Genomic DNA, 26483 nt, shown 5'->3' on the forward strand with positions numbered 1-26483 from the left:
CCGACGTGGGGCGGTGGTCGGGGGTGCGACCGTCAGGCCATGGACGATGTCATCGAGGTGCCCGACCGTCGGGTGAACGGTCGTTGGGGAATGCTGGCGGCCACGCCGTTCGCGGCCGCGCGTGCCGTGGTGGTCTGGGCGGCGGCGTACGCGGGGCTGGGGCTGGGGTGCGCCGTGACGGACACGCCCGCCTTTCGGCTCGGGCCGCACGCGGGGCCCGTCTGGCTGGGGTGGGCGGCCGCCGGGTTCGGCGGGCTGGTCGCCGTGGCGGGCGCGACGGTGCTGCGCTACGGGGCGCGGCCGTGGCTGCGGTGGTCGCTGTGGGGGCTGTGCGCGGCGGCCGGGGCGGCCGCCTTCGGTCTGCTCATGGACCTGGTGGCGGTCCTGTCCGGCGCCGCTCCCGACGGTTGGGCGTCGGCCGGGCAGCATGCGTGGGCCGCGGTCGGTGCGCTGGTGCTGGCCGGGGCCGCGCGCGGTGGGCGGGGGCCGGAGCGTGCGGCCCCTGGCGGGGCGGAGGTGGGGGCGCCGCCCCGGCGGGTGCGGGTCGCCGCGTGGGGCGGGACGGCGGCGTTCCTGCCGTACGCGGCGATGAAGACGGTGTGGGCGGTGGGGGGCACGTTCGGGGGGATCACCGGGGCGCAGTTGGTGGCGGAGGAGGAGCGCAACGGGGCGTCGGGGCTGTGGCTGACGCTGGCGTCCTGGGGGATCGACTTCACCGCGTTGCTGGCGGGCCTCGGGGTGTTCCTGCTCTGGGGGCTGGTGCGGCCGTGGGGGCTGGTGTTCCCGCGCTGGGTGCCGGTGCTGCGGGGGCGGCGGGTGCCGCGGTCGCTGCCGCTGGTGCCCGCGGTGGTGGGGGCGGCCACGCTGGCGCCGTACGGGGTGCTGGGCGTCGGATACCTCGGCCTGGCCTCGGCGGGGGTGGTGACGCTGCGGCGCGGCGACATGCCGTCGGCGGAGGACGCGCTGCTGGTGTCCTGGGTCGGCATCGGGGCGTTCGCGGTGTACGGGGTGGCCCTCGTCGTGGCCGCGCGCTGGTACGCGGTCCGGACCCGGCCCGGGGTGCGGGGCGGGTCCGGAGCGCCGGCGGGTGGGGTCACGGGAGGTGGCCCACGTTGAGCTCGGCCAGGGAGGTCCAGGGGTTGCCGTCGACCTCGCGGGTGGCGCGCAGGCGGACGTACCGGGCCGGGCGGGGCGTGAGGAGCACGTCCTGCTGGGCCGTGGTGTCCGGGAGGGTGCCGGTGGCGGCGGCCGGTCCCCAGGTGGTGCCGTCGGTCGAGGTGAAGACCTGGTAGTCGGCGATGCGGCCGTTGCTCTGGTTCTGCCGGGGCAGCAGGTGCAGGGCGCAGACGTCGTAGGTGGCGCCGAGGTCGAGGGTGAGTTCGTGCGGCAGGGGCGCGGTGCGGGCGTACCACTCGGTGTGCCAGATGGTGGCGGGGTCGCCGTCGAGGACGTTCGCCGCGCGTCCGTTCTCGCCGGCGGTCTCCTCGCTGTCGACCGCCGTCACGCTCATCTCCCCTTGCGGGACCAGGAGTTCGCCGCCGCCTGCGGGGCCGAGGTCGTCCACGGCGAGGTCGTCGAGGATCAGGTCCGCCTCGTCGTGCGAGCCCTCCCCGGTGACCTTGCGGACGCCGATCCAGGCGTCGGGGCCGGCCGTGAAGGTGGTGGCGAACGTGGCCGGCGTGCGGGCCTGCCCGAGGGCGGTGGGGGTCTCCGTCGTGCCGGCTCCGGTGACGAACCGGTAGTCGCCGGCGAAGCCGTTCTCGTAGCGGAAGGACACCCGGTACGCGTGGCCCCGGGTGAAGCGCAGGGTCTGCGGCAGGGTGCGGTACAGCAGCCCGGCCCGCTCCTCGTGGGACTTGAGGGAGTTCTGGCCGCCGATGACGTCGTCGACCAGCTTGCCGTTCCAACCGGCCTGCGTGTACGGGGCGTTGCGCTGCGCGACGTGGGTGCGCGGGTCGGTGGCGGAGCCGCCGGCGCCGCCGAAGACGAACGGCCCCCAGCCGGCGTCGACGTGTTCGAAGTCCTCGGCGTAGGTGTGTCCGGAGAGCGGGGTCCGGGCGGTGGGCACCACCCGTACGTCGTCCAGGACGACGGTGCCGGGGGCGGCGGTCGCCGAGAGCCGGAGGACGGCGGTGGACTGCCCGGCCGGCACGTCGAACAGCACCTTCATGCGCTGCATCCGCGTGCCGTTCTTCTCGCTGCCGCCGAGGGAGTCGGTGAGCGGTGACGCGTCGGCGGTGACCGAGGCGGGCGTGCCGCCGGCGGGGCTGACGGTCAGGGTGGCGGTCCGGCCGGTGGGGGTGGAGACCCGGACGGAGGCGGCGTGGGTGCCGGGTGCGAGGCCGGTCATGGTCTGGGCGACCTCGGGCGCGGTCCCGGGTGCGAAGGTGAGTTCGGACTGGCCGAGGGCGTTGCGGGACACGGCCGCTCCGGTGCCGGTGACGGTCCAGGCGGCGAGGTCCCCCGCGTAGAAGCCCGGGTCCTTCAGCGGGGTTCCCTCGCCCCACTTCGGGTCCGCGACGGCGGGGGCGGGCCCGTCGTACACGACGTACGGGGTGCGGGCGGCGGCGGAGAGGGTGACGCGGCCCTGGCTGACGGGCAGGTCGGCGACGAACTTCCGTCCGGTGTCGGTGAGTGCGTAGAGCTTGGGGCTGGTCCAGCCGGCCGGGAGGGTCCAGGTGGTGGAGCCTCCCTTGGCGTTCCAGTGGTAGAGCTTCCCGTCCCGCGGGAGGAGGTAGCTGTCGCCGTCGAGGACGAGCCGGCCGCCTCTGGTGATCTTGCGGGTGTGGCCGGAGAGGGTGGCTTCCGTGCCGTCGGCGAAGGTGATCGCGTCGTTCCCCCACCGCACGATCGGGGACTCCTGGAGGAACTTGGTCGGCAGGTCGACCCCGAAGGTGGTGTTCAGGAAGGCGGTGAAGTCCTTCTTGCCCTGCCAGCCCTCGTAGGCGGTGAGCTCGGCGCCGCCGAGCAGCGGGTGCCGGGCGATCCAGTCGTCCTTGGCGTGGTTGGCGACGAAGCGGGCGATGGTCGAGTTGACGCCCTTGAGGTCGGAGCCGCCGTAGTCGACGTCGGCGGCCCAGTGGTGCCACAGGGACTGCTCGGTCAGGGTGTTGGGGAACTCGGTGGCCAACTGGAGTCCGAGCGAGCCGATCTCGCGCTGCAGCGCGCGGGAGACGTAGCCGTCGCCGTACCAGACGTCGACGTAGAGGAAGTCCAGGCCCGGGGCGGCGGCCTTGAGGTCCTTGAGCCGTTGCAGCCGCTGTCCGCTCTGCCCGTCCTTGCGGGTGTCGACGTAGTACGACTGGTCGAGCCAGTCCCAGCCGCGGCCGCCGGTCTGGCGGGCCGGGTCGAAGGTGGCGGAGACCGGGTACTCCTCGGTGGCGTTGACGTGCACCCCGAAGTCGGCGCGGTACGCGTGCCCGGACGTGGTCAGGGTCCGCAGGTCGGCCGCGCCGCCGAGCTTGGCGCCGATGTTCTTGTAGTCCATGTGGGCCGAGTCGTGGCCTTCGGAGGCGTAGCCCTTCAGCAGGACGAACTGGCCCAGGCCGTCGGTGGCGAGGTTGACCCGCTTGGTCTCGTCGAGGGTCTGGAGGAAGGGGTGGGTGGCCTGGGAGGCGAAGTTGAACGGGATCCGCTGCGCCACCCGGTCCGCGGTGGCCCGCCAGCCCGTGGGCGGGGTCCAGATGTCGCGGTGGGCGATGGCCGCGTCCTGCCAGTCGACCACCGCGTCACCGTTGCGGTCGCCCGTGATCGCCACGCGGGCGTACGGCAGCGGCTCGGTGTCGGTGTCGGCGGCGCCCTCGGCCCGGTAGAGCCAGTCGCCGCTCCACAGGCCGGCCCGGCGGTACGCCCCCTTGTCGACGACCCGTTCGGCGATGCGCCCGTTCTCGCGGGCGGTGCCGCCGGAGGGCTTGTCGTACAGGGAGTTGGAGTCGACGGAGGCGGCCAGTCCGGCGGTGTTGACCAGCCCGAACATCACCGTCCTGGGGGCCGGGTCGACGGGGGTGGAGCCGGTGACCGGGGTGAAGGTGTCGCCGGTGCCGGTGGTGGCGGTGTGCATGGTCGCGGTGGCCAGGGCGGCGCCCGGCTGGCTGCTGCGGACGCTGACCAGGGTGTGGTCGGGGATGGCGAGGGTCCGCACCCGCACGGCGGCGGTGTCCTCGATCGACGTGACCGCGAACTCGACGACGGAGCCGGTCACGCGCAGGCGGGCCCGGATCGTCACCGCGGAGGGCAGGGCGAGCACGTAGTCCACCGCGCTCGCGGTGATTGTGGAGGTCACGGCGGGGGTGTGGGGGGTGCCGTTGACGAGGACGGTGCCCAGCGGGTCCTCGTTGCCGTACAGCACCTGGCCGGTGGCGCGCCGGGTGTAGTCGAGGACGCGGGGGAAGGCGGGGTCGACGCGGACCGCGAGGTCGGCGGAGGTGAGGGTGACGGGGGTGGCCGCCGCGGCGACCGGCACGACCGCGAGCAGCGCGGCCGCGAGACCGCCCGCCGCGACGGCCGCCACGGAGCGTAGGGGGGTTCGCATCGGTCCAGCTTGCGGACGGCCGGCCGCCGGGCCCATGGACTAAGCGGAAGGGAATCATGGACTTCCCTCGGGGGTTCCTCCCCAACCGGGCGGCCCGGGCCCTACCGGGTGGCCCGGAGCAGGCCCTGACCGGCGGCCCCGCGGGACAGCACGGCGTCGGTGACCCGGGCGTCCACGGCCGCGTACTCCCGGCGGTCGGCTTCCGCGGCGGTGGAGGTGGTCGCCGCGCAGGAGGTGCACACCACCCGGAAGGTGCCGCGCATGTCGGAGTACTGGGTGAGGTACTCGGCCTTGACGACGTCGAAGCGCCCGGGGTGGGCCGCGGACGGCTCGAAGGTGAAGCGGGGGATGGAGGACTCGTTGCCGCGCCGCTTGTCGGCCTCGTAGAAGCTGGCGACCTGGTCCCCCATGCCGTAGACCACCCAGGTGCCGTTGACCTTCTCGTACGGCTGGGGGACGTGGTTGTGGGTGCCGATGATCAGGTCGACGTCGGGCAGGCCGTCGGTGCGGGCGGCGGTGAGGCGCCGGGCCAGCTCGCGCTGCTGCTCGTCGGGGGCGGTCTGCCACTCCGTGCCCCAGTGGACGCTGAGGACGACCACCGAGGCCCCGGCCCGCCGGGCGGCCCGCGCGTCGGCGAGGATCCGCTCGGCGTCGATGACGTTGACGGCCCAGGGCTTGCCGTCGGGCAGCGGGATCCCGTTGGTGCCGTACGTGTACGAGAGCTGGGCGACGGTGGCGCCGCCGGCGGTCAGCAGGGCGGGCCGGCGGGCCTCGGCGGCGGTGCGGGCGGATCCGGTGTGCCGGACGCCGGCGAGGTCGAGCTGGTCGAGGGTGCGGGCGAGCCCCTGGAAGCCGGCGTCGAGGGTGTGGTTGGAGGCCGTCGAGCAGGAGGCGTAGCCGGTGTCCTTGATGGCCCGTGCGAGCTGCTGCGGGGCCTGGAAGAGGGGGTATCCGGTGAAGGGGCCGCCGGACGGTCCGTACGGTATCTCGTGGTGGCATATCGCCAGGTCGGCGGCGTGCACGACGGGCTTCACGCCCGCGAGGATCCGGCGGAAGTCGTATCCGCGGCCGCCGGCGTCGTCCCGGGCCCGCTGGACGATCGAGGGGTACGGGATGATGTCGCCGGTGGCGACGAGCGTGAAGCGGCGGTGGCCGGTCCCGGGCCGGGCCGCGGTCCCCCGGCCGGCGGACGCTCCGGGGTGCGTGGACGCGCCGGCGTCCGGGCGCAGGCTCTGGGCCGTGCGGGCCGGGTGGCCGCCGAGCAGGGCGGCCGCGAGGAGGGCGCCGCCGCCGAGCAGGGCGAGGCCGGCGACCGCGCCCACCAGGAGCCGGGCCCGGCCGGCACGGCGCCCGGCGGCGCCGGGGGTGGCGCCGTCGTCCTCGGTCCGGCCGTCGTCGCCCGTGCCGTCCGTCCCGCCCGCCATGCCGTGCCCCCCGTCGTCCGCCGGTGTCGGTGCACCGGTACGCACGCCCACTCTCGCACGTCCGTTCCCCGGCGCCGGTGATCGGGGAGGGCCGACCTCAGTCGGTCGGTTCGGGGAGCAGTCCGAGCTGTTCCAGGAACTCCAACTGGTCGAAGTAGACCCGGTACTCGGTGATCAGGCCGTCGGCGACGGTGGCGAGGTCGACGCCCCGGATCCGCACCTCCCTGTGGGTGGCCGGCAGCAGCTCGCCGGAGGGCAGCTCCAGCGGTCCGGTGTTCCGGCCCCGGTAGAAGCCCTCGTCGATGGCGGTGTCGGCGGTCTCGTGCCGGCGCACCGCCTCGTACGTCGCGTTCGGCATCGCGTCCATGACCTGCCGGAAGTACTCGACGATCTCGTCCCGCCCCCGCAGCACGCCCATGTCCGGGGTGACCGCGCAGGCGTCCTCCGCGAAGCACGCGGCGACGGCCTTGAGGTCCTTGGTCGTGGTGAGCGCCGCGGTGAGCCGGTCCATGACCTCGCGGGCCTGTCCCATGATCCACCTCCCTGGTTGCGCACCCGGGTGACCTCCCCATTTTCCCACGCCGGGGCGCGTCCACCCAGGTCGCGGGCCAATGGACGGCGGTCCATCCTGGGGTGGGGGGTTCCGGGAGGCGCCCATGGATCCGGTGGCCGCGCTGCGGCGCATCGCGTTCCTGCTGGAACGCGCCCTGGCGCCCTCGTACCGGGTACGGGCCTTCCGCACGGCCGCCGCGCAGGTGGCCGCCATGGCGCCGGGCGAGGCGGAGCGGCGGGCGGCGGACGGGACTCTGGAGGCGGTCAAGGGCATCGGGCCGAAGACGGCCGGGGTCGTCGCGGAGGCCCTGGCCGGGCAGGTCCCCGCCTATCTGGAGCGGCTGGAGCGGGAGGCCACGGAGTCGGCGGTGGCGGAGCACGAGGCCGCGGGCGGGGCGGACGGGCGGCTGGGCCGGGTCGCGGCGCCCGGGGCACTGGCGCTGCGCAAGGCGCTGCGCGGCGACTGCCACGTGCACTCGGAGTGGTCGGACGGCGGCGCGACGATCGAGGAGATGGCCGCGACGGCCGCCGAACTGGGCCACGAGTGGGCGGTCCTGACGGACCATTCGCCGCGCCTCACGGTGGCCCGGGGGCTGTCACCGGAGCGGCTGCGCGAGCAACTCGACGTGGTGGAGCGGCTGAACGCCCGGTGGGCCCCGTTCCGACTGCTGACCGGCATCGAGTGCGACATCCTGGAGGACGGCTCCCTGGACCAGGAACCCGAGCTGCTGGACCGGCTCGACCTGGTCGTGGTGTCCGTGCACTCGAAACTGCGGATGGAGCGGCGGGCCATGACCCGGCGGATGGTGGCCGCGGTGCGGCACCCGCGGGCGAACGTGCTGGGGCACTGCACGGGGCGGCTGGTGACGGGCCGGGGCCGTCCGGAGTCGGAGTTCGACGCGGCGGAGGTGTTCGCCGCGTGCGCGGAGTCCGGGACCGCGGTGGAGGTCAACAGCCGCCCGGAGCGGCTGGATCCGCCGCGCCGGCTGTTGCGGGAGGCGGTGGCGGCGGGGACGCTGTTCGCGATCGACACCGACGCGCACGCGCCGGGTCAGTTGGACTGGCAGGTCCTGGGCTGTGCGCGGGCCGACGAGTGCGGGGTGCCGGTGGACCGGGTGGTCACGGCGTGGTCGGCGGAGCAGCTGCTGGCCTGGACCCGGGAGGGCCGCGTTCCCGAGGGGGCGGCCGCGGGGTGAGTGACCGGGGGGTGAGTGACCGGGGGGTGAGCGACCGCGGCGGCCCACGGGCGGGGGCCGCGGCGCGCCCTCGCGCACCGCGGCCCCCGGCCGGCTACGGACGTCAGCTGTTGGTGGCGCCGTTGCCCGACAGGACCGGGATGTTGTCCGCGATGTGCGAGAGCGGCTCGTCGCCCTTGGCCTGCGTCGAGTTCTCGGCGCACTGCTGGACCTGCGGCGCGGAGAGCACCGGGATGTCCTGGACGCCGACGTTGGCGATGATCGCCAGCACGGACTGCGCGTTGACCTTGGCGGGGACACCGAGGCAGAGCTTGTTCGCGGTGCCCTGGACGAGGCTGGCCTGCGGGCTCATGACGCCCTCGGTCTTGCCGTTGCCGTAGATCTGCTGGGCACCGTTGCCGTTGACGGTGTTGATGCCGTCGTCGTTGCCGATGGCCATGGCCGGGGCGGCGACGGCGGCGCCGGCGCCGACCACGGCGGCGGTGGCGGCAGCGGTGAGCATGATCTTCTTGAGCATTGTGGGGGTCTTCCTTCTCGTACGGGGCCCTTTCGAGGGGCGCCGTGCCCAACGAAGCGGCCCCGCCGCGGTTGCGCCCCTTCACCCGCTCAGCCCGGCGAAACCGGTGGGAACCGCCCGGGCCGGGACCGCGTCCCCACCCGTGGCCTGCGCTTATTCGTTTCCCCTGGATCGCATCCGCACGGGAGGATGGCGCATCACCCGAGGGAGGGACCCCATGAGCCAGGACCGCCTGACTCTCCACGATCTGCTGCCGCCGGACGAGCTCGCCACGGCGATCGACGCCGGGCACGTCACGCGCAAGGCGCACCCCGAGCTGCCCCTGTCGATCTACACGTACACGCGGGTGTGCCAGTACGAACGCGTCTGGAACCGGATCACCGTCCGGTGCCGCGGGCTGGTGGCCGACGACGTCACGGGTGAGGTCGTCGCCCTGCCGCTGCCGAAGTTCTTCAACGTCGGCGAGCACGAGTCGGGGCAGCCGTACGCGCCGGCCCTGCCCGACGAGCCGTTCGAGGTGTACGACAAGGTCGACGGCAGCCTGGCGGTGGTCTTCCACTACGCGGACCGCTGGCGGGTGGCGTCCAAGGGCTCCTTCGTCAGCGAGCAGGCCCGCTGGGCGCAGCGCCGGCTGGACGGCGCCGACACCTCGGCGCTGGTGCCGGGGGTGACGTACCTGGCGGAGATCCTGTACCCGGAGAACCGCATCGTCGTGGACTACGGGCAGCGGCGTGACCTGGTGCTGCTGGCCGCGTTCGGCGCGGACGGCACCGAGGTGCCGCTGGCGGAGGCCGCCACCGGGTGGGACGGGATCGGGTCCGTGGTGCGGGCGTGGCCGGCGATGCCGCTGGCGGAGCTGCTGCGGCTGACCGGGGCGAACACGCTGCCCGGCGGCGGTCGGGCCACCGGCATGGACGCCGAGGGGTTCGTGCTGCGGTACGCCTCCGGGGTGCGCGCGAAGGCCAAGCTCGCCGAGTACGTACGCCTGCACAAGGTGCTGACCGGCGTCACCGAGCGGGACGTCTGGCGCGGCCACGGCATCCAGCGGTTCGCCGGCGTGTCGGCCAAGCGCCTGGCCCAGGGACTGGGCCTGCCGCTGTCCGAGCTGTCCGGCCTGCGCTCGCAGGGCGGCCGCCCGCTGGACGCGCTGCTCGAGCAGGTGCCGGACGAGTTCGACGCGTGGGTGCGGGGGCTGATCGAGGGGCTGGAGAAGTCCTTCGCGGAGCGCGAGCGGGCCATCGACGAGGCGTACGCCTCGCTCGCCCATCTGGCCGCCGACCGGGGCGCGTTCGCGCGTGCCGTGCGCGAACTGCCGGACCGGGACGTGCGGGCGGCCGTGTTCCAGCGCCTGGACGGCCGCTCCACCGAGCTGCTGACGTGGCGTCGGATCCGGCCGGCGGCCGCCGACCCCTTCAAGAACGACGAGGAGAACTGATTTCCGTGCCCCACGTACACGTGATGACGGGGCTGCCCGCCTCGGGCAAGACCACGGCCGCGCGGGCCCTCCAGGCCGAGTCGGGCGGCCGGATGCGCCGCGTGAACCTCGACGACCTGCGGGCCATGCTCGACGTCCCCGCACCCGAGCGGAACCGCTCGCACGCACACGAGCAGACCGTGCTCGCCGTGCAGGACGCGGCGGTCCGCGCGGCCGTCGAGGGCGGCTTCGACGTGGTCGTCGACAACACGCACCTGACCCCGCACATCCCCAAGCGGCTGAAGGCGGCGGTCAACGGGCTGGACGCGGAGTTCGTCGTGCACGACTTCACGGACGTGCCCGTGGAGGAGTGCGTGCGCCGTGACGCCGGTCGGGAGCGGGCGGTCGGCGAGGAGATCATCCGCATCCTCGCCGACAAGCACGCGAAGGCGCGGCGCGGTGGCTGGCGGCTCACCGCCGAGTGGTTCAACGCCCGCCCGGGCGTGACCCCGTACGTCGCGGACCCGGCACTGCCTTCGGCGGTGCTGTGCGACATCGACGGCACGCTCGCGCTGCGCGGGGACCGCGGCCCGTACGACTTCACGCGCTGCGACGAGGACCTGCTCAACGTCTCGGTGCGACAGGCCCTGCACTCGTTCCGGCGGGCGGACGGCGACACGATCGTGCTGCTGTCGGGCCGCAGCGAGGACCACCGGGCCGTCACCGAGGCCTGGCTGGAGCGGCACGGCGTGCCGTACGACGAGCTGTGGATGCGGGCCGCGGACGACGGCCGCAGCGACGACGTCGTGAAGACCGAGCTGTTCGACCGCCACGTCCGCCACCGCTACGCGGTGCGCGTCTCCCTCGACGACCGCGACCGCGTGGTGGCGGTGTGGCGCCGGATGGGCCTGCCGACCTGGCAGGTCAACTACGGCAACTTCTGACGGCTCGGACCCACTCCCTGCGCCCACGCGCCCCGTCGCTCTGCGGGCGCAGGGAGCGGGCTGCCGGCCGGCACGGGCGGGCCCGCGCCACGCCACGCGGTCCCCACCCCGCGCCGAGCCTTCTGCAGCACCCGTCAGTTCCATCGGCCGGCGGCCGGCTCCCACGTGTGCTCCGCGATGCCGCCGTCCCGCACGCCCGTCAGACGCCATGTGACGCCTCCCCACACGAGACGCGGGGGCGGAGAGGCGTCCAGGGCCGGCGCGGCGGCCTTCTCCGCGAGGAGGAGGTGCTGGAGGGCCTCGGCCGGCAACTCGGCATCGACGACGAGCACCCAGCCCCGTTCGGTGTGCAGGTACATCGGGCTGCTCTCAGGCTCCGTCGGCGCTGGGGCCCGGGCGACCTCCCGCCGCAGGAACCGGCGGACGGCGCCCCGCGTGGCTTCGTCGATCGACCCCGCCAGTGCGCTGCCGAAGTGCGTCGCGACCGCCTGGAGGAACGGCGTCGCCGCCATGGTTCCCACGAGCGCGGCCACCTCCATGCCGACGGCGTGGTTGTCCATCGGCGTCAACAACTCGTGGTTGCTTTCCTGCTCGTCCACCCAGCACCCCCTCCCGGCTCCAGGATGACAGTGGAGGTGCGCGGTTCACCGCGGAACGGCGCAGCCGGACCGGACGGCGGGGCGCTGACCTCCCGGCCGACGGAGTGGCCGAACTCCGCCCACATCCGGCTGCCGTTCGCCTGGCGTATCCGCGGACGTCACGCGAGGCTCCCTCTCCGGTCCCCCGGGCACGCTGTCCTGGGGGCGCTCAACCGCCCTCAACCGCAGAGGTGTTCCTGCCATGGCAGAACTCAACCGCCGGCGCTTCCTGCAGCTCACGGGCGGCGCCGCCGCCCTGACCGCGCTCAACGAGAGCATCGCGCGCGCCGCCGCCATCCCCGCGCAGGGGACCACCGGCACCATCGCCGATGTCGAGCACATCGTGGTTCTCATGCAGGAGAATCGTTCCTTCGACCACTACTTCGGCGCGCTGCGCGGCGTCCGCGGCTTCGGCGACCCGCGCCCGGTGACGCTGCCCAGCGGCAAGCCGGTCTGGCACCAGTCCGACGGCACGAAGGAGACGCTGCCCTTCCGGCCGCCGTCCGACGACCTCGGCATGGAGTTCCTCCAGGGCCTCAACCACGACTGGGCGGGCGGCCAGAGCGCGTTCAACAAGGGCCGGTACGACAACTGGGTGCCCGCGAAGACCGCCACCACCATGGCGTACCTGACCCGGGACGACATCCCGTTCCACTACGCCCTCGCCGACGCGTTCACCGTCTGCGACGCCTACCACTGCAGCTTCATCGGCTCCACCGACCCGAACCGCTACTACCTCTGGTCGGGCCACACCGGCAACGACGGCACCGGAGGCGGCCCGGTCCTCAACAACGCCGAGGCCGGCTACGGCTGGAAGACCTACCCCGAGCGCCTCGAGGCCGCCGGCATCTCCTGGAAGGTCTACCAGGACATCGGCGACGGCCTCGACGCGGCCGGCGGCTGGGGCTGGATCGACGACGCCTACCGCGGCAACTACGGCGACAACTCGCTCCTCTACTTCGACACCTACCGCAACGCACAACCCGGCACCCCGCTCCACGACAAGGCCCGCACCGGCACCAACGCCAAGGCCGGCGAGGGCTACTTCGACCGCCTCCGGGCCGACGTCGCCGCCGGGACGCTCCCCCAGATCTCCTGGATCGCCGCCCCCGAGGCGTTCAGCGAGCACTCCAACTGGCCCGCCAACTACGGCGCCTGGTACATCGCGCAGGTCCTGGACGCGCTCACCTCCAACCCCGACGTGTGGGCCCGTACCGCGCTGTTCATCACGTACGACGAGAACGACGGCTTCTTCGACCACGTCGTCCCCCCGTACGCCCCCGCGAACGCGAACCAGGGTCTGTCGACCACGCCGACCGCCCTGGACGTCTTCCCCGGCAAGCCCGGGTACGTCGCCGGCCCGTACGGCCTGGGCCCGCGCGTGCCCATGCTCGTCGTCTCGCCGTGGAGCACGGGCGGCTACTCCTGCTCGGAGACCTTCGACCACACCTCGGTCATCCGCTTCATGGAGCAGCGCTTCGGCGTGCACGAGCCCAACATCTCCCCGTGGCGCCGGGCCGTCTGCGGCGACCTGACCTCCGCCTTCGACTTCCGCCGCAAGGACACCGGTGCGGTACGGCTGCCCGACACCGGTGCCTGGGAGCCGCAGGACCGCGAGCGGCACCCGGACTTCAAGGCCCCCGCCCCGGCGGTCGGGTCCATGCCACGCCAGGAGAAGGGCGCCCGCCCGACCCGGCCGCTGGGGTACGCGCCGTACGTCGACGGCGCGGCGCTCACCGACGAGGGCCGGTTCCGGCTGACGTTCAGCGGCGGACCGGACCTGGGCGCGCAGTTCTACGTGACCTCCGGCAACCGCACCGACGCCCCGTGGACGTACACCACCGAGGCCGGCAAGTCGATCGCCGACACCTGGAACACCCGGTACTCGGCCGGGGTCACCGACCTCACGGTGCACGGCCCCAACGGCTTCCTGCGCGGCTTCCGCAACCCTGGCACCACCCCGGGCCCCGAGGTGACGGCCCGCCACGACGCCACCACCGGCAACCTGTTCCTCACCTGCACCAACGCGGGGTCCTCGACGGCCGCGCTCACGGTCGTCAACGCCTACGGCGGCGGCCCGAAGCGCCTGACGGTCCCCAAGGGCGCCACCGTCACCCACACGGTCTCCCTGCGGAACTCCCGCCGCTGGTACGACGTGACGGTCACCGCCTCCGGCACCCCGGACTTCCTCCGCCGCTTCGCCGGCAAGGTGGAAACCGGCACCCCCGGCCTCTCCGACCCGGCCATCCTCACGGAGCACTCCTCCTGACGAGGCCGGTAGCCCGCCCGACGCCCGTGCCCGTCCCGGCACGGGCGTCGGCGCGCCCGCCACCCTCGGCACCGCTGACCAACCCGCCCAACCGCCAAGCCGGGGCCACCCGTACGCGCGCCTCCGGGCCACGAACAACTCGCGGCACGTCCCCACTCGACGATCCGTCCCCGACCGAGAGCCGGGCACCGGTCGCCGGAGGCGTCCCCGTGCGGCGTGAGGCCCCGGAGACGCGAGGAGCAAACGCCGCCAGTCCGGGCCGCCGCGTTCACCTCGGGGTCATCCCCGCAAGTCGGGGGAGCAGGCCCTCCACCACAGCACCGTCGAGGCGCGGGCCAGATCATCCCCCGCAGGCGCGGGGAGCAGCTGCTGACCGGCGCACCGGGGGACGAGGTGCCGGGGGCGTCCCCGCAGGCGCGGGGAGCAGTTGACGTGGCAGCCGGTGAACCTCCACTCGGAGGGGTCATCCCCGCAGGCGCGGGGAGCAGGCTGTCTGAGCTGGCACTCTACGGCGGTCACGGGCACCCTTGCAGCACTTCACAGAGGTCCGACAAATCGGGTGAAAGGGCAACTCGCGACAAAGTATGACCACCGAACGATCTCGGACCATTCGGTGCGAAATGGAAATGCCCAAGCGCGCACAAGCGACAGCGTCGCAGCGAAACAGGGCATCGCGACGCCGGGACATGCGACCCCGCCGGCTCGGCCTTGCCTGAGTCTCTGCGGCAGGCGACTTCCGTCCGCTACGGTACCCGCACACCCCGATCGTGGGGCTCAGACCGTCATGCTCCCTGCCCTGCAGGGATGATCCCTGTGCGTGCACAGTGCGCATTACGTTCGACCCTTGCTCCCCGCCAGTGCGGGGATGGACAGACGCCTGCCTGCCGTACAGCGACCTCCATGCTCAGTGGAACTGAGCATGTACGGTGCGGAAAACGAGTCAAGTCGCCTTCAACATAAGGCCCTTGCAAGCGACGCCCAATGTGTATCGTTACGTCGCGCCACAGGGTCAAAGCTCTCTGTGACCACACTCGACAGGCAGAAAAGCCTCAGGCCGAACCCGTATCGCCGGAAAACGTTTTCGGGTTCGGCCTGACCACTCCCAAAGGAGCGTGAGCATGTTACCGCCCATCAACTCCCGGATCAGCAGCGGGCAGCAGTCACATTGGTTGCTGCCTGTCCTTGTTGGCGTGCTTGCGGGCGGGGCCGGGTCCCAGCTGCCCGTGGACGTCGGCGCGAGGACCACCGCCGTAGTCGTGATCGTGCTGGTCGTCGTCCGCGGTTCCCTGCGGCGCGGAATCGCGAGACGCGGAATCGCGAGGAATCGCGTAGCAGCCGCGCTCGGCACCAGCTAGGGCGCTGCCCGTCAACGGGGTTCTGGTGCCAGAGGAGGCGCCAGAACCCCCGGGCACCCGGGCCCTCGGGCGCCGTTGCGCGCCGGGGCGGCGAAGTACGACGGAGACCGGCCTCTGGGGAGGGGATCCGATGCAGGGCAGCAGCACGCCGCCGCACTGGGGTACGGCGCTCACAGCCGAGGCTCGCAGCGTGTGGGCCAAGCACGATCGAAGGACGGACAAGTGGCTGCCGCTGTGGCGGCACATGGCCGATGCCGCAGCCGTAGCGGGCCGGTTGTGGGACGAGTGGCTTCCGCGCCAGGTGAGCGAACTCGTGGCCGCTGCGTTGCCCGGTGGCGACGAGGACGCGAGGGCGCTGGCCGTCTGGCTCGCCGCCGTTCACGACATCGGGAAGGCGACGCCGGCCTTCGCCTGTCAGGTCGACGTGCTGGCCGACCGAATGAACGACCTCGGCCTGAAGGTGCCCACCCGGGAGCAGTTCGGGACCGCGCGAAGCCGCGCCCCGCACGGACTCGCCGGGCAGGTCCTGTTGGAGGAGTGGCTGGAGCGGCAGGGCTGGCCGCCTCGGAACGTCCTGGCGTTCGCGGTGCCGGTGGGTGGGCATCACGGAATTCCCCCGGCGCACGAGCAGTTGCACGACTTGCGCCGCCACAGCGAGCTCCTGCGGACGCCGGGGTCGAGCGAGGGGCTCTGGCGTGCTGTGCAGACCGAGCTCCTCGACGCCTGCGCCGATGCGTACGCGACCCACGAGCGGCTTCCACGCTGGCAGGGCGTGAAGTTGTCACAGCCCGTCCAGGCCGTCCTGTCTGCCGTGGTGATCGTCGCTGACTGGATCGCCAGCAATCCGGATCTCTTCCTGCTCTTCCCTGAAGACGGCGGACACCGCAACGAGGCCGACCGGATCAATGCCGCATGGCGCGGCATCGGCCTACCACGTCCCTGGTCACCGCCGCCACCGGCGGGTACGGCGCAGGAGCTCTTCGCCGCACGGTTCGGCCTGTCGTCCGTCCGGCCGTTGCAGGAGGAGGCGGTCCGCGTCGCCAGGGAGGCCGATGCGCCCGGCCTGATGATCATCGAGGCGCCGATGGGTGAGGGGAAGACGGAGGCCGCGCTCGCTGTGGCGGAGGTCTTCGCCGCCCGGTCGGGGGCCGGCGGCTGCTTCGTCGCGCTGCCGACCCGTGCCACGTCGAACGCGATGTACGGGCGCGTGCGGCAGTGGCTGAAGCGCCTGCCCGGAGAAGTGGACCTGGCGGTCTTCCTCGCCCACTCCAAAGGCCCGCTCAACGATGACTTCGCGAAGGACATGAGGGCCGGGACCCGCACGGTCGCCGCAGTCGACCTGGATGCCCCGCCCGGCGTGACGACCTCGCGCCATGACGACACGTGCGCCGCCGCGCCTCAGCTCGTCGCCCATCAATGGCTCAGGGGCCGCAAGAAGGGGATGCTCGCACCCTTCGTCGTCGGCACCATCGACCAACTGCTCTTCGCCGGACTGAAGAGCCGGCACCTGGCACTTCGGCACCTGGCGCTCGCCGGCAAGGTCGTGGTGATCGACGAGGTCCACGCCTACGACGCCTACATGAACGAGTACTTGGAGCGCGTGCTGTCCTGGCTCGGGGCGTACGGAGTGCCCGTCGTCATGCTCTCCGCCACCCTCCCCTCGGGGCGCCGCCGGCAGCTGGCCGAAGCGTACGCCGGTGCAGCCGATCCGCGTCCTGAACTGGCGGCCGCCGGCGCCTACCCGCTGATCAGCATGGTCGCCCCCGGCCGGACCACCGTCCTCCGCACACCGGAAGCAGCGGCGGACCGCCGCACGGAGGTCGCGGTCGAGCAGCTCGGTGACGACCTGGGGGCGCTCGCGGACCGACTGGAGGACGAGCTCGTCGACGGTGGCTGCGCCTTGGTGGTACGCAATACCGTCGACCGGGTACTCCAGGCTGCGGCGGTGCTGCGCGAGCGGTTCGGCCCCAATGCTGTGACGGTCGCCCACTCACGGTTCCTCGACCTGGACCGGGCACGCAACGACGACCGTCTCGTGGAACGGTTCGGCCCCGCAGGTCCACGGCCGACGGGGCGGCACATCGTCGTCGCCAGCCAGGTCGCCGAGGCATCCCTCGACATCGACTTCGACCTCCTGGTCACCGACCTCGCTCCCGTCGACCTCGTCCTGCAGCGGATGGGACGGCTCCACCGACACCCACGCGGCCCGGGCCAGGAGGAACGCCCGGCGCGACTACGGATGCCGCGGTGTCTGGTCACGGGCGTCGACTGGGAAGCACTACCCCCGGAGCCGACCAGCGGTTCGGTGTCCGTCTACGGCCGCCATGCGCTGCTGCGGTCCCTGGCCGTGCTGCTGCCGCACTGGGCGGCGCGGCCGGTCCTGCTCCCGGACGACATCAGCGCACTGGTGCAGAGCGCCTATGCGGACCGGCTCGCCGCTCCTCGGGACGAGTGGGCCGATGCGATGTCCACCGCACTCACCGAGCACGGCAACGCCGTCGCCGAGCAGCAGCGCGCCGCGCAGGTCTTCCGGATCGCTGAGGTCCGCAAGCCCGGGCGGTCTCTGGTGGGCTGGATCGATGCCAACGTGGGTGACGCGGACGACACCAGGGCCGGCCGGGCGCAGGTACGGGACAGCGACGAGAGCCTGGAGGTCCTCGTCATCCAGCGGCGCAGCGACGGGACGTATGCGACGTTGCCCTGGCTGGACGGGGGGCGGGGCGGGCTGGACGTACCGGTCGACGCGGCACCGGCCCCTCGGACGGCGCGTGCCGTCGCGGCCAGCGCGCTGCGTCTTCCCTACCACTTCTCGAAGCCCTGGGTCATCGACCGTGCCATCGAGGAACTGGAGGAGTTCGGGCCGGCGGCGTGGCAGACGCCGGAGTGTCACTGGCTGGCCGGCGAACTGGTCCTGGTCCTCGACGAGCAGTGTCAGACCCGGCTGGCAGGCTTCGAGGTCCACTACAGCGAGGCCGATGGGCTGGAGGTCAACCCGGCCGGGGCCAAGGACGTGAGGTTGGTGAAGGGTGTGCCCGGTTTCGACTTGGTCTCCCGGCCGTGGTTGCCCGTCCAGTTATGCGACGGCACCACGACGGAGCTTTCGCTGAAGGACGTCTTCGCACGTGCTCACGAGGTACGCCGACTGGTGGGGGACGTACCCTCACAGGAGTTCGCCCTGCTGAGGCTCCTGCTGGCGATCCTGCACGACGCGGTGGAGGGGCCGGAGGACCTCGACGCCTGGCAGGACCTGTACGAACGCGCGGAGCCCTTGGCGGACGTCGCGGCCTACCTGGACCGTCACCGCGAGAGGTTCGACCTCCTCCACCCCACCCGCCCCTTCTTCCAGGTGGCCGACCTGAGGACCCAGAAGGACGAGGTCGCGTCACTCAACCGCATCGTCATGGACGTCCCGAACGGCGATGCCTTCTTCACGATGCGCCAACCGGGCGTCGATCAGCTCTCGTTCGCGGAGGCGGCCCGCTGGGTCGTCCACGCCCACGCCTTCGACACCTCCGGGATCAAGTCGGGCGCGGTGGGAGACTCCCGGGTCAAGGGCGGCAAGGGATACCCGCAAGGAGTCGGCTGGGCCGGCGGCCTGGGTGGCGTCCTCGTCGAGGGAGACCATCTCCAACAGACCCTCCTGCTCAACCTGGTGGCGGCAGACGCCGCCGCACTCACCGTCCACGAGGACGACAAGCCGGCCTGGCGGCGGGAGCAGTGCTCGCCGGCTGTCCAGGACGGCCTGGAATCGCGGCCCACCGGGCCACGCGACCTGTACACGTGGCAGTCGCGACGCATCCGCCTCCACCATGACGGTCATGCCGTCCACGGCGTCGTCCTGGCGTACGGCGATCCTCTGCCGGCGGCCAACCTGCACACCTACGAGCCGATGAGCGGTTGGCGCCGCAGCAAGCCGCAGGAGAGGAAGCTGGGCCGCACGCCGGTCTACCTGCCCCGCGAACACGACCCGACGCGCACCGCGTGGCGTGGCCTCGCCGCGCTGCTCACGTCCGAGGCTGGGGAACGCGCGGCGGCAGGAGGCGAACCGCCCGCCGATCTCCGGGCGGGCGTCCTGAAGTGGGTCGCAGAGCTGACGAACGAACGTCTTCTGCCTCAGGACACGCTCATCAGGCCCCGCCTGATCGGCGCGACGTACGGCACCCAGCAGTCGGTCGTCGACGAGGTGGTCGACGACAGCCTCACGATGTCGGTCATCCTGCTCCACGAGGGGGACCAGCGGTACGCCACCGAGGCCCTGGGGGCGGTCGCGGACAGCAACGCCGGGGTGGGCGCGCTGGGTGACCTGGCAGCCGACCTCGCCCGGGCGTCGGGGCGGGAGCCCGAGGCACCGCGCGCGACGGCCCGGGACCTGGGCTTCGGGTTGTTGGACGGCCCCTACCGGCAGTGGCTGGCCGGCCTGGGCAGGACGCTCGATCCGGGAGCGGCCCGAAGTGCCTGGCAGCGGACTGCCCACCGGATCCTCTGGGAGACGGCCGACCGGCAGCTGGCCGCCTCGGCCGAGACCGGCTGGCTGGACGACGCCGCCTCCGAGCGGGTGTTCCGCGGTCGGCTCAACAAAGCGTTTCCGCTGCGCCAGGCCGCGGCCCCCGTGCCGGATCCGGAAGAGGCGCACCTCAGCGAAGGAGCATCCCCATGACCGACACCTTCCAGGCGCCCGCCGCGTCACCGGACGCACCACGGGCACAGGCCAAGGAGCTCGGTCCGCTCCGTCAGGCCGTCGGCCTCCACATCCGCACGTTGCAGACCGGGTATCTCGACGACCGGGCCGATGCCGTCCAAGCCCTCGCGCGCCTGCGGCGGGGCGTCGGCCGGCAGCCGACGGAGACTCCGGACCTGTGGGGGCTGGTCGGCGTCGAGGGATTCCATGCGGCGTACCTCGCCCAGCGGAAGCGGCCCGCCGGAGACGCCGAGGCACTCCGGGCCGAGCGCGCCGCGCACGTCGCCGTCACCCTGTGGGCCGTGCACCAGCAGTCCAACCGCTCCAAGCGCATGCACGTGGCCGACGGGCCGTCCGTGGGAACGGCCGTACGCCGGCTGACGTCGGGAACCGACGCGGACGACCCCCTCCGCAAGAGGCTCGTGCGCGCGGGGACGTCCAGCACCCTCGACGTGCTGGCCCACAGGCTTCGGGACCTGGTCACGCTGCTGCGCACCGCTGAGGTCCCGCTCGACTACGGCCTGCTCGCCGAGCAACTCGATCAATGGCAGCGGCCCGGCGGCCCCGCCCGCGTCCGTCAGGCATGGGGACGTAGCTTCCACGCCTACCGACCCCCGACAGCCGGAACGGCGAACGGCGGAGACGTCTCCGCCGTGCAGCGTGAATCCGCAACGAGCGAGATGAGGGAAAACGAGTGAGCCGCACCATCCTCGACGTGCACATCCTCCAGACCGTCCCGCCGAGCAACATCAACCGCGACGACACCGGGGCACCCAAGAGCGCCGTCTACGGTGGGGTCCGCCGCTCCAGGGTTTCCAGCCAGGCGTGGAAGCGGGCGACCCGGAAGGCGTTCGACGACCTGCTCGACCCGGCCGAACTCGGAGTCCGGACGAAGAAGGTCGTCGATGCGCTGACGACACGGATCGCGGCGCTCGAACCCTCGCTCGCAACCGAACAGGTGTGGCCCATGGCTGCCGAGCTCGTTCAGGCGGCCACCGGCGCGAAGATCGAGACGCCCACCCGGAAGTCCGGCGGGAAGGACGCCAAGGACGACGAGGCCTTGGATCCTCAGGCCCCCCAGTCCTCCTACTTGCTCTTCCTGAGCTCCCACCAGCTCGACGGGCTGGCGCACCTGGCCGTCGAGGGCATCGGCAAGGGGGCCGAGCCCAAGGTGTTCGTGAAGGACAAGGACATCAAGGCACGGGCGAAGCGGATCGCCTCCACCCGCCACTCGGTCGACATCGCGCTGTTCGGCCGCATGGTGGCAGACGCCTCCGACATCAACGTCGACGCCGCGGCCCAGGTCGCCCACGCTCTCAGCGTGCACGCCGTGGACATGGAGTCGGACTATTTCACCGCCGTGGATGATCAGAACACCAGCGCGGAACCCGGGGCCGGGATGATCGGCACGGTCGACTTCAACTCGGCCACCCTGTACCGCTACGCCGCGGTGGACGTCGACCTGCTGGCGAGGAACCTCGACGCCGGCCTCGCGGACGGGGAACGCTCCGGCGAGCCGGTGCGCAGGGCGGTGGAGGCATTCATCGAAGGGTTCGCGATGTCGATGCCCACCGGCAAGGCCAACACCTTCGGCAATCACACCCTGCCGGACGCCGTGATCGTCAAGCTCCGTTCCTCCCGCCCCGTCAGCTTCGTGGGGGCCTTCGAGAAGCCCGTCGTCCAGCAGGAAACCGGCGACGGTCACGTGCGCGCCGCCTGCAAGGCCCTGGCGGACCACGTCCCTGCGGTCGAGAAGGCGTTCGGGGCCACCGCCGACCGCACCTGGATCCTGCGCGTCGGCGAGGACACGTCCGACCTGGCCCCGCTCGGCACCCCCGTCGACCTCGGGCCCCTGGTCACCGAGGTGGGCGAGGCCATCGCCGAACGCCTGGGGAAGTGGGCATGACGAGCGTCCTGGCCCTGCGCCTGGCGGGCCCCCTACAATCGTGGGGGGCGTCGGCCCGGTTCGCCCGGCGTACCACCGAAACAGCCCCCACCAAGAGCGGCGTGACAGGTCTGCTCGCCGCCGCCCTCGGGCGGGACCGCAAAGCGGACCTCACCGACCTCGCCGCACTGCGCTTCGCCGTACGGATCGACCAACCGGGCACCCGCATACGGGACTTCCAGACCGCTCACCACACGGACACCGACAAGGCGATGCCGGTGTCCCAACGCTTCTACCTCGCCGACGCGGTGTTCGTCGCCGCAGTCGCCGGCGACGACGCCCTGATCAGCACGCTGCACGCGGCCGTTCGGGCTCCCGTGTACCTCCCCTACCTCGGCCGCCGCTCCTGCCCGCCGCAGGGACCCGTCGACCTCGGCATCAGGAACGTCCGCGATCCGGTCGAGGCGCTGAAGACGGAGGAGTGGCAGGCGTCCCACTGGTACCGCGAACAGCGCCGCCACGACCGGACGGTCACCTTGACCATCCTCGGCGAAGGCACGGCCGACGACCGCCACGGTGACGCCCTCAAGGACCAGCCGATCAGCTTCGACCCACGCCACCGCCGGTACGGCCTGCGCAGCGTGGTCTCCAGCGCCGTCGACGTACCCAACCCGCGATTCATCTCAGCCGGGCGAAACCGGCGCGCGCCTGTCCCCGTACCTCGGCACGAGCCCGAGGCCCTGCTGTCCCCGATGGACGGTCCCTGATGCACCTGACCCGCTTCCGGATCAACACCGCCCGGCTCGGCGCCCGCAACCTCCTCGCCTCGCCCCAACGCCTGCACGCCGCCGTGATGTCCTCCTTCGCCGCGGCACTGCCCAGCGACTCCGACCGTCCGCGGACCCTGTGGAGGCTCGACCGGAACGCCAAGGCGGAGGTCCTGCTGTACATCGTCAGTGCGGAACGCCCCGACCTGACACACCTGGTGGAGCAGGCCGGCTGGCCCACGACCGCCGCCTGGCACACGTACGACTACGGAGCCTTCCTCGCCGGACTCAGCGCCGGCGACACCTGGGCCTTCCGCCTCACCGCCAACCCCGTCCACCACATCCGGCGGAAGGAAGGCGAGCCCACCAAACGCACCGCGCACGTAACCCCCCGACACCAAATGGGATGGTTGCTCGCCCGGCAGGAGGCGGCCGGATTCAGGATCCTGGCCACTCCCCCCGAGCGACGGCGCCTGCCGGAGGGCGACGAGTACCAGCTGGCGGTGCGCGACGAGCACAGGCATCACTTTGCCAAAGCCGGCTCGCACGGGCGCCCGGACCACCGCGTCCCGCTCGTCGCCGTCACGTTCGACGGTCGCCTCGAAGTCACCGACCCCGATTCCCTGCGGCAGACCCTCACGCTGGGCCTCGGCAAGGGGAAGGCCTACGGATGCGGCCTGATGACGCTCGCCAGGGCGGCGTGAGGGACATGGCAGCAACGGTCTCTCAGCGCCGCGCCATGTCACCGCGCGAACTCACCCGTGTCGCGGAACGCACCTCCTTCATCTACCTGGAGCGGTGCACGATCCACCGCGACGACAACGCCATCACGGCCGAGGACGCCGACGGGACCACCCACATTCCGTCAGCGACCATCGGGACCCTGCTCCTCGGACCGGGCACGCGCATCACCCATCAGGCGATGACCGTGCTCGGAGAGAGCGGAGCCGCCGTCGTCTGGGTCGGTGAACAAGCCGTCCGCTACTACGCCGCCGGCCGCTCCCTCAACCGCTCCGCCACGCTCGTGGAGGCCCAAGCAACGCTGTGGGCGAACCGGCGGACCCGCCTGGACGTGGCACGCGCCATGTACCGGCTCCGCTTCCCGGACGAGGACCCGGCAGGCCTGAACCGGCAGGAGCTGCTCGGGCGCGAGGGCCGGCGCGTCAAGGACTGCTACCGCGTCCAAGCGCAGCGCACGGGAGTGCCCTGGCGCGGTCGGCACTACGTCCCCGGCGACTTCACGGCGGGCGACGCCGCCAACCAAGCCGTGACGGCGGCGGCCCAGTGCATGTACGGGATCGCGCACGCCGTCGTCACGGCGATGGGCTGCTCACCCGGGCTCGGCTTCGTGCACTCCGGCCACGAACTGTCGTTCGTCCTGGACGTGGCGGACCTGTACAAGACGGAGATCGGCATCCCGGTCGCGTTCGACGTCGCTGCCGAGAGCGGCAAGGAGGTCGGTTCCCGTACGCGGCGCGCGCTGCGGGACAGGATCAGCAAAGCCAGGCTGCTCGACCGGTACGTCGACGACATCAAAGGGCTGATCCTGGGCCGGCAACCCGACACCGAGGCAGCCCCCGCCGCCGATCCCTCGGAATCCGACGACCGGGTCACCCTCCGCTCCGACCGTGACGTCACGGTAGCCGCAGGCCGCAACTACGCGGAGGAGGTCACCTGGTGACCGTCATCGTCCTGACCCAGTGCCCGGTCGGGCTGCGAGGCTTCCTCACCCGTTGGCTCCTCGAAATTTCACCGGGTGTCTTCGTCGGGGGACCTTCGGCACGAATCCGAGAGGCGCTGTGGGCAGAGGTACGTACGGCAGTACGCGGGAAATGGCCGGGCACTGCTGGCCTACAGCACGGACAACGAACAAGGGTTCACCTTCGACACGCACGACCACAAGTGGGATCCCACCGACCACGAAGGCGTCACCCTGATCCACCGCCCCAGCGCCCGCACATCCCCCACCAAGCCGACGACCCGCGGCTGGAGCAAGGCCGCGAAACGACGACGCTTCGGTGACAGATAGCGGAAATGCCCCAAATGTGCGATTCGCAGAAAGTACGCCAGATCCATGGCCCCCACTGATAGAACCCCAGGTCAGTCAGTCTGCTCCCCGCGCCTGCGGGGATGTTCCCTTGTCGTCGGTGTCCTCGTCGCGGTTCTCGGGCTGCTCCCCGCGCCTGCGGGGATGTTCCCTCGATGTGCTCGGCGCCGAGGTCGTCGGTCCGCTGCTCCCCGCGCCTGCGGGGAAGTTCCCGCAGGGTGAGTTCGGTGCCCCAGTCCTTCTGTCTGCTCCCCGTGTCCGCGGGGATGCTCCCGGCCAGCGCCTCGGATGCGCATTCGGCTTCGGCGGCCTTCTGTGCCTGCAGGAGGCTTCCCGGTCGTGGCTACCGAGCACTCCTCCTGACAGCATCGGGGCCGGCCCCGGCGTCCGCTTCGGGGTCGGCCAGGAAGCCGCCCGACTGGTGTTGCCACAGGCGCGCGTAGGCGCCCTCCGCCGCGAGCAGTTCGTGGTGGGTGCCCTGCTCGAGGATCCTGCCGCGGTCGAGGACGACGAGCCGGTCCATGGAGGCGACCGTGCTCAGGCGGTGGGCCACCACGAGGGCGGTGCGTCCCTCCATGAGCCGCCACAGGGCGTCCTGGACGAGGATCTCGCTCTCGGAGTCCAGGGCGCTGGTGGCCTCGTCGAGCAGCAGGATCGGCGCGTCGCGCAGGATCGCCCGGGCGAGGGCCACCCGCTGGCGCTGCCCGCCGGACAGCTTGACGCCGCGCTCGCCCACCATGGTGTCGAAGCCGTCCGGCAGTGCGTCGGCGAACTCGGTCACGTGCGCCGCCTCGGCCGCGCGGCGGATCTCGGCGTCGGTGGCCCCGGGCCGGGCGAAGGCGATGTTGTCGCGCAGGGTGCGGTGGAACATCGCCGGGTCCTGGGGGACGTACGCGATCCGGCCGCGCAGGTCGGCCTGGCTCAGCCGGCTGATGTCGCGGCCGCCGATGAGGATCCGCCCGGCGTTCACGTCGGTCATCCGCAGCAGCAGCCGGGTGAGCGTGGTCTTGCCGCCGCCCGAGCGGCCGACGAGGCCGATCCGCGCGCCGCTGGGCACCGCCAGGTCGAGGCCCTCGAAGAGGGGCTCGGCGCCGGCGTGGGCGAACGTCACCCGATCGAAGCGCACGTCGGCGGCGGACCGGGCCGGCAGCGGCTCGGGTTCCTCGGGGTCGAGCACGGTGGGCGGGGTCAGCAGCAGTTCCGTGAACTGCGCGGCCTCCGTCATCGAGCTCTCCAGGCGCCGGTAGATCTGGTTGAACTCGAACATGATCCGGGTGGCGTTGCTGTAGTACGTGAACGCCACGACGACCGCCTCCACCCCGCGGCCCTCCCCCGCGAGCACGACGGCCAGCAACAGGCCCAGGGCGTTGGTCAGGACGGACAGCGGCGCGACGACGGTGTCGATGCGCAGGTTGCCGTAGTCCCAGGAGCGCAGCGTGAGCCGGCGCGATTCCGCGACCCGCGAGCGGTGTTCGGCGGCCTCGCGCTCCTCGGCGGCGAACGCCCGGACCGTCTCCATGTTCGCGAGGCTGTCGGCGACGTGGCCCGAGACCCGGGCGATGGCTTCCTCGCGCTGGTCGACGAGGGTCTGGCGGCGCCGGATCAACGGCGCCACGCAGAGCGCGGTGAACGCGATCATCACCAACAGCCCGACGACGAGCAGCGGTTCGTACTGCCAGAGCACCACCGAGCCGAACAGCAGGGGTACGAGGCTGCCGACGACCGAGAAGGTGAGGGTGTCGACGACCTCCTCGAAGCGGGAGGCGAAGCTCAGGACCCGCTTGGTGAGGGAGCCGGCGAAGTTGTCGTGGAAGAACGCGGCGTCCTTGGCGAACAGTTCGTCCATGCCGATCACGTACAGGTTCTCGATGCCGAGGGCGTCGAGGCGGTTCAGGCAGTGCAGCCCGGCCCGCCACAGCGCCTCCGCGAGCAGCAGGACGCCGGCGAAGCCGAGGACGTACGGGAGCAGGGGGCCGATGCCGGGCGGGGTGCCCCCGGAGATGCGGCCGACGAGCTTGGCGACGATGAGCGGTGCGAGGTAGTTGATGCCGATGTTGCCCAGTGCCGGGAGCAGCATGGCGGGTACGGTCAGTCGGCGGAGGCGGACCAGTTGTCGGCCGTAGTGGCGCAGTGCGAGGAGGACGGGGCCGTTGCCCGGATCCCCGTCGCGCGATTCAGTCGGTTCAGGCGATTCCATTCCAACCCTGTCATTGGACCCGAAATCCGGAACAGGGCAGTGTCGCGCACGCCCGTCCGGGCCGTCCAA

At 72.3% G+C, this 26483-nt stretch carries 17 protein-coding genes and 1 pseudogene; 12 read left to right on the forward strand and 6 right to left on the reverse strand.

Going from position 1 to position 26483, the window contains the following annotated elements; translation table 11 throughout:
* Positions 1-39: 39 nt before the first annotated feature.
* Positions 40-1116, forward strand: a complete 1077-nt coding sequence (locus ACIQCH_RS09625) for a hypothetical protein (protein ID WP_402579748.1) — start codon at positions 40-42, stop codon at positions 1114-1116.
* Here ACIQCH_RS09625 and ACIQCH_RS09630 read toward each other — a convergent pair.
* From ACIQCH_RS09630 to ACIQCH_RS09640, 3 genes are all read right to left on the reverse strand, one after another.
* Positions 1094-4531 carry an endo-alpha-N-acetylgalactosaminidase family protein gene (locus ACIQCH_RS09630; RefSeq protein WP_402579750.1) on the reverse strand — a complete coding sequence of 1146 codons (3438 nt, stop codon included), beginning with the start codon at positions 4529-4531 and terminating at the stop codon, positions 1094-1096. The genes ACIQCH_RS09625 and ACIQCH_RS09630 overlap by 23 nt on opposite strands.
* Positions 4532-4632: 101 nt before the next feature.
* A complete protein-coding gene (locus ACIQCH_RS09635) occupies positions 4633-5955 on the reverse strand; it encodes a CapA family protein (protein WP_402579752.1) in 1323 nt (440 codons plus the stop codon).
* A gap of 97 nt (positions 5956-6052) precedes the next feature.
* Complete coding sequence (locus tag ACIQCH_RS09640) at positions 6053-6487, reverse strand: ester cyclase (protein ID WP_402579754.1); 435 nt, start codon at positions 6485-6487, stop codon at positions 6053-6055.
* Between the two features lie 124 nt (positions 6488-6611).
* Between ACIQCH_RS09640 and ACIQCH_RS09645 the strand changes: the two genes are divergently transcribed.
* Complete coding sequence (locus ACIQCH_RS09645) at positions 6612-7703, forward strand: PHP domain-containing protein (protein WP_402579756.1); 1092 nt, start codon at positions 6612-6614, stop codon at positions 7701-7703.
* Between the two features lie 103 nt (positions 7704-7806).
* On the opposite strand, the gene ACIQCH_RS09650 is transcribed toward ACIQCH_RS09645, so the two are convergent.
* Positions 7807-8220 (reverse strand): rodlin, encoded by a 414-nt coding sequence (locus tag ACIQCH_RS09650; RefSeq protein ID WP_402579758.1) that lies wholly within the window; start codon positions 8218-8220, stop codon positions 7807-7809.
* Positions 8221-8437: 217 nt separating this feature from the next.
* Here ACIQCH_RS09650 and ACIQCH_RS09655 point away from each other — a divergent pair, with 217 nt between their 5' ends.
* Both ACIQCH_RS09655 and ACIQCH_RS09660 read left to right on the forward strand, forming a co-directional pair.
* Positions 8438-9655 carry an RNA ligase gene (locus ACIQCH_RS09655; protein WP_402579760.1) on the forward strand — a complete coding sequence of 406 codons (1218 nt, stop codon included), beginning with the start codon at positions 8438-8440 and terminating at the stop codon, positions 9653-9655.
* A gap of 5 nt (positions 9656-9660) precedes the next feature.
* Positions 9661-10578: an AAA family ATPase gene (locus tag ACIQCH_RS09660; RefSeq protein ID WP_402579762.1), complete on the forward strand. Its 918-nt coding sequence runs from the start codon at positions 9661-9663 to the stop codon at positions 10576-10578.
* Positions 10579-10712: 134 nt separating this feature from the next.
* Here the strand turns inward: ACIQCH_RS09660 and ACIQCH_RS09665 are convergent, their stop codons facing one another.
* Positions 10713-11177 carry a hypothetical protein gene (locus ACIQCH_RS09665; RefSeq protein WP_402579764.1) on the reverse strand — a complete coding sequence of 155 codons (465 nt, stop codon included), beginning with the start codon at positions 11175-11177 and terminating at the stop codon, positions 10713-10715.
* A gap of 241 nt (positions 11178-11418) precedes the next feature.
* On the opposite strand from ACIQCH_RS09665, the gene ACIQCH_RS09670 reads away from it, so the two are divergent.
* The 8 genes and pseudogenes from ACIQCH_RS09670 to cas2e all read left to right on the forward strand — a co-directional run bounded on the left by ACIQCH_RS09670 (position 11419) and on the right by cas2e (position 24199).
* Positions 11419-13485: a phosphocholine-specific phospholipase C gene (locus tag ACIQCH_RS09670; protein WP_402579766.1), complete on the forward strand. Its 2067-nt coding sequence runs from the start codon at positions 11419-11421 to the stop codon at positions 13483-13485.
* A 1485-nt stretch (positions 13486-14970) separates the two neighbouring features.
* The gene (gene casA, locus ACIQCH_RS09675) at positions 14971-19497 is read left to right on the forward strand and encodes a type I-E CRISPR-associated protein Cse1/CasA (protein ID WP_402579768.1); all 4527 of its coding nucleotides are present in this window, start codon (positions 14971-14973) and stop codon (positions 19495-19497) included.
* A complete protein-coding gene (gene casB / locus ACIQCH_RS09680; protein WP_402579770.1) occupies positions 19494-20216 on the forward strand; it encodes a type I-E CRISPR-associated protein Cse2/CasB in 723 nt (240 codons plus the stop codon). Before casA ends, casB begins: the two co-directional genes overlap by 4 nt.
* Positions 20213-21424, forward strand: coding sequence for a type I-E CRISPR-associated protein Cas7/Cse4/CasC (cas7e, locus tag ACIQCH_RS09685; RefSeq protein ID WP_402579772.1), 1212 nt, complete (start codon positions 20213-20215; stop codon positions 21422-21424). The genes casB and cas7e overlap by 4 nt, the downstream gene beginning before the upstream one ends.
* On the forward strand, positions 21421-22170 hold the full coding sequence (gene cas5e, locus ACIQCH_RS09690; protein WP_402579774.1) for a type I-E CRISPR-associated protein Cas5/CasD: 750 nt from the start codon (positions 21421-21423) through the stop codon (positions 22168-22170). Before cas7e ends, cas5e begins: the two co-directional genes overlap by 4 nt.
* Positions 22170-22874 carry a type I-E CRISPR-associated protein Cas6/Cse3/CasE gene (cas6e, locus tag ACIQCH_RS09695; RefSeq protein ID WP_402579776.1) on the forward strand — a complete coding sequence of 235 codons (705 nt, stop codon included), beginning with the start codon at positions 22170-22172 and terminating at the stop codon, positions 22872-22874. The genes cas5e and cas6e overlap by 1 nt, the downstream gene beginning before the upstream one ends.
* A gap of 35 nt (positions 22875-22909) precedes the next feature.
* Entirely contained in the window at positions 22910-23851 is a 942-nt protein-coding gene (gene cas1e, locus ACIQCH_RS09700) for a type I-E CRISPR-associated endonuclease Cas1e (RefSeq protein ID WP_402579778.1), read from the forward strand.
* Positions 23848-24199: pseudogene (cas2e, locus tag ACIQCH_RS09705) on the forward strand (type I-E CRISPR-associated endoribonuclease Cas2e). Before cas1e ends, cas2e begins: the two are co-directional and overlap by 4 nt.
* Positions 24200-24560: 361 nt before the next feature.
* On the opposite strand, the gene ACIQCH_RS09710 reads toward cas2e, so the two are convergent.
* Positions 24561-26414, reverse strand: a complete 1854-nt coding sequence (locus ACIQCH_RS09710) for an ABC transporter ATP-binding protein (protein ID WP_402579780.1) — start codon at positions 26412-26414, stop codon at positions 24561-24563.
* Positions 26415-26483: the final 69 nt, after the last annotated feature.

Source organism: Streptomyces sp. NPDC093225 (genome assembly GCF_044753805.1).
Lineage (GTDB): Bacteria > Actinomycetota > Actinomycetes > Streptomycetales > Streptomycetaceae > Streptomyces.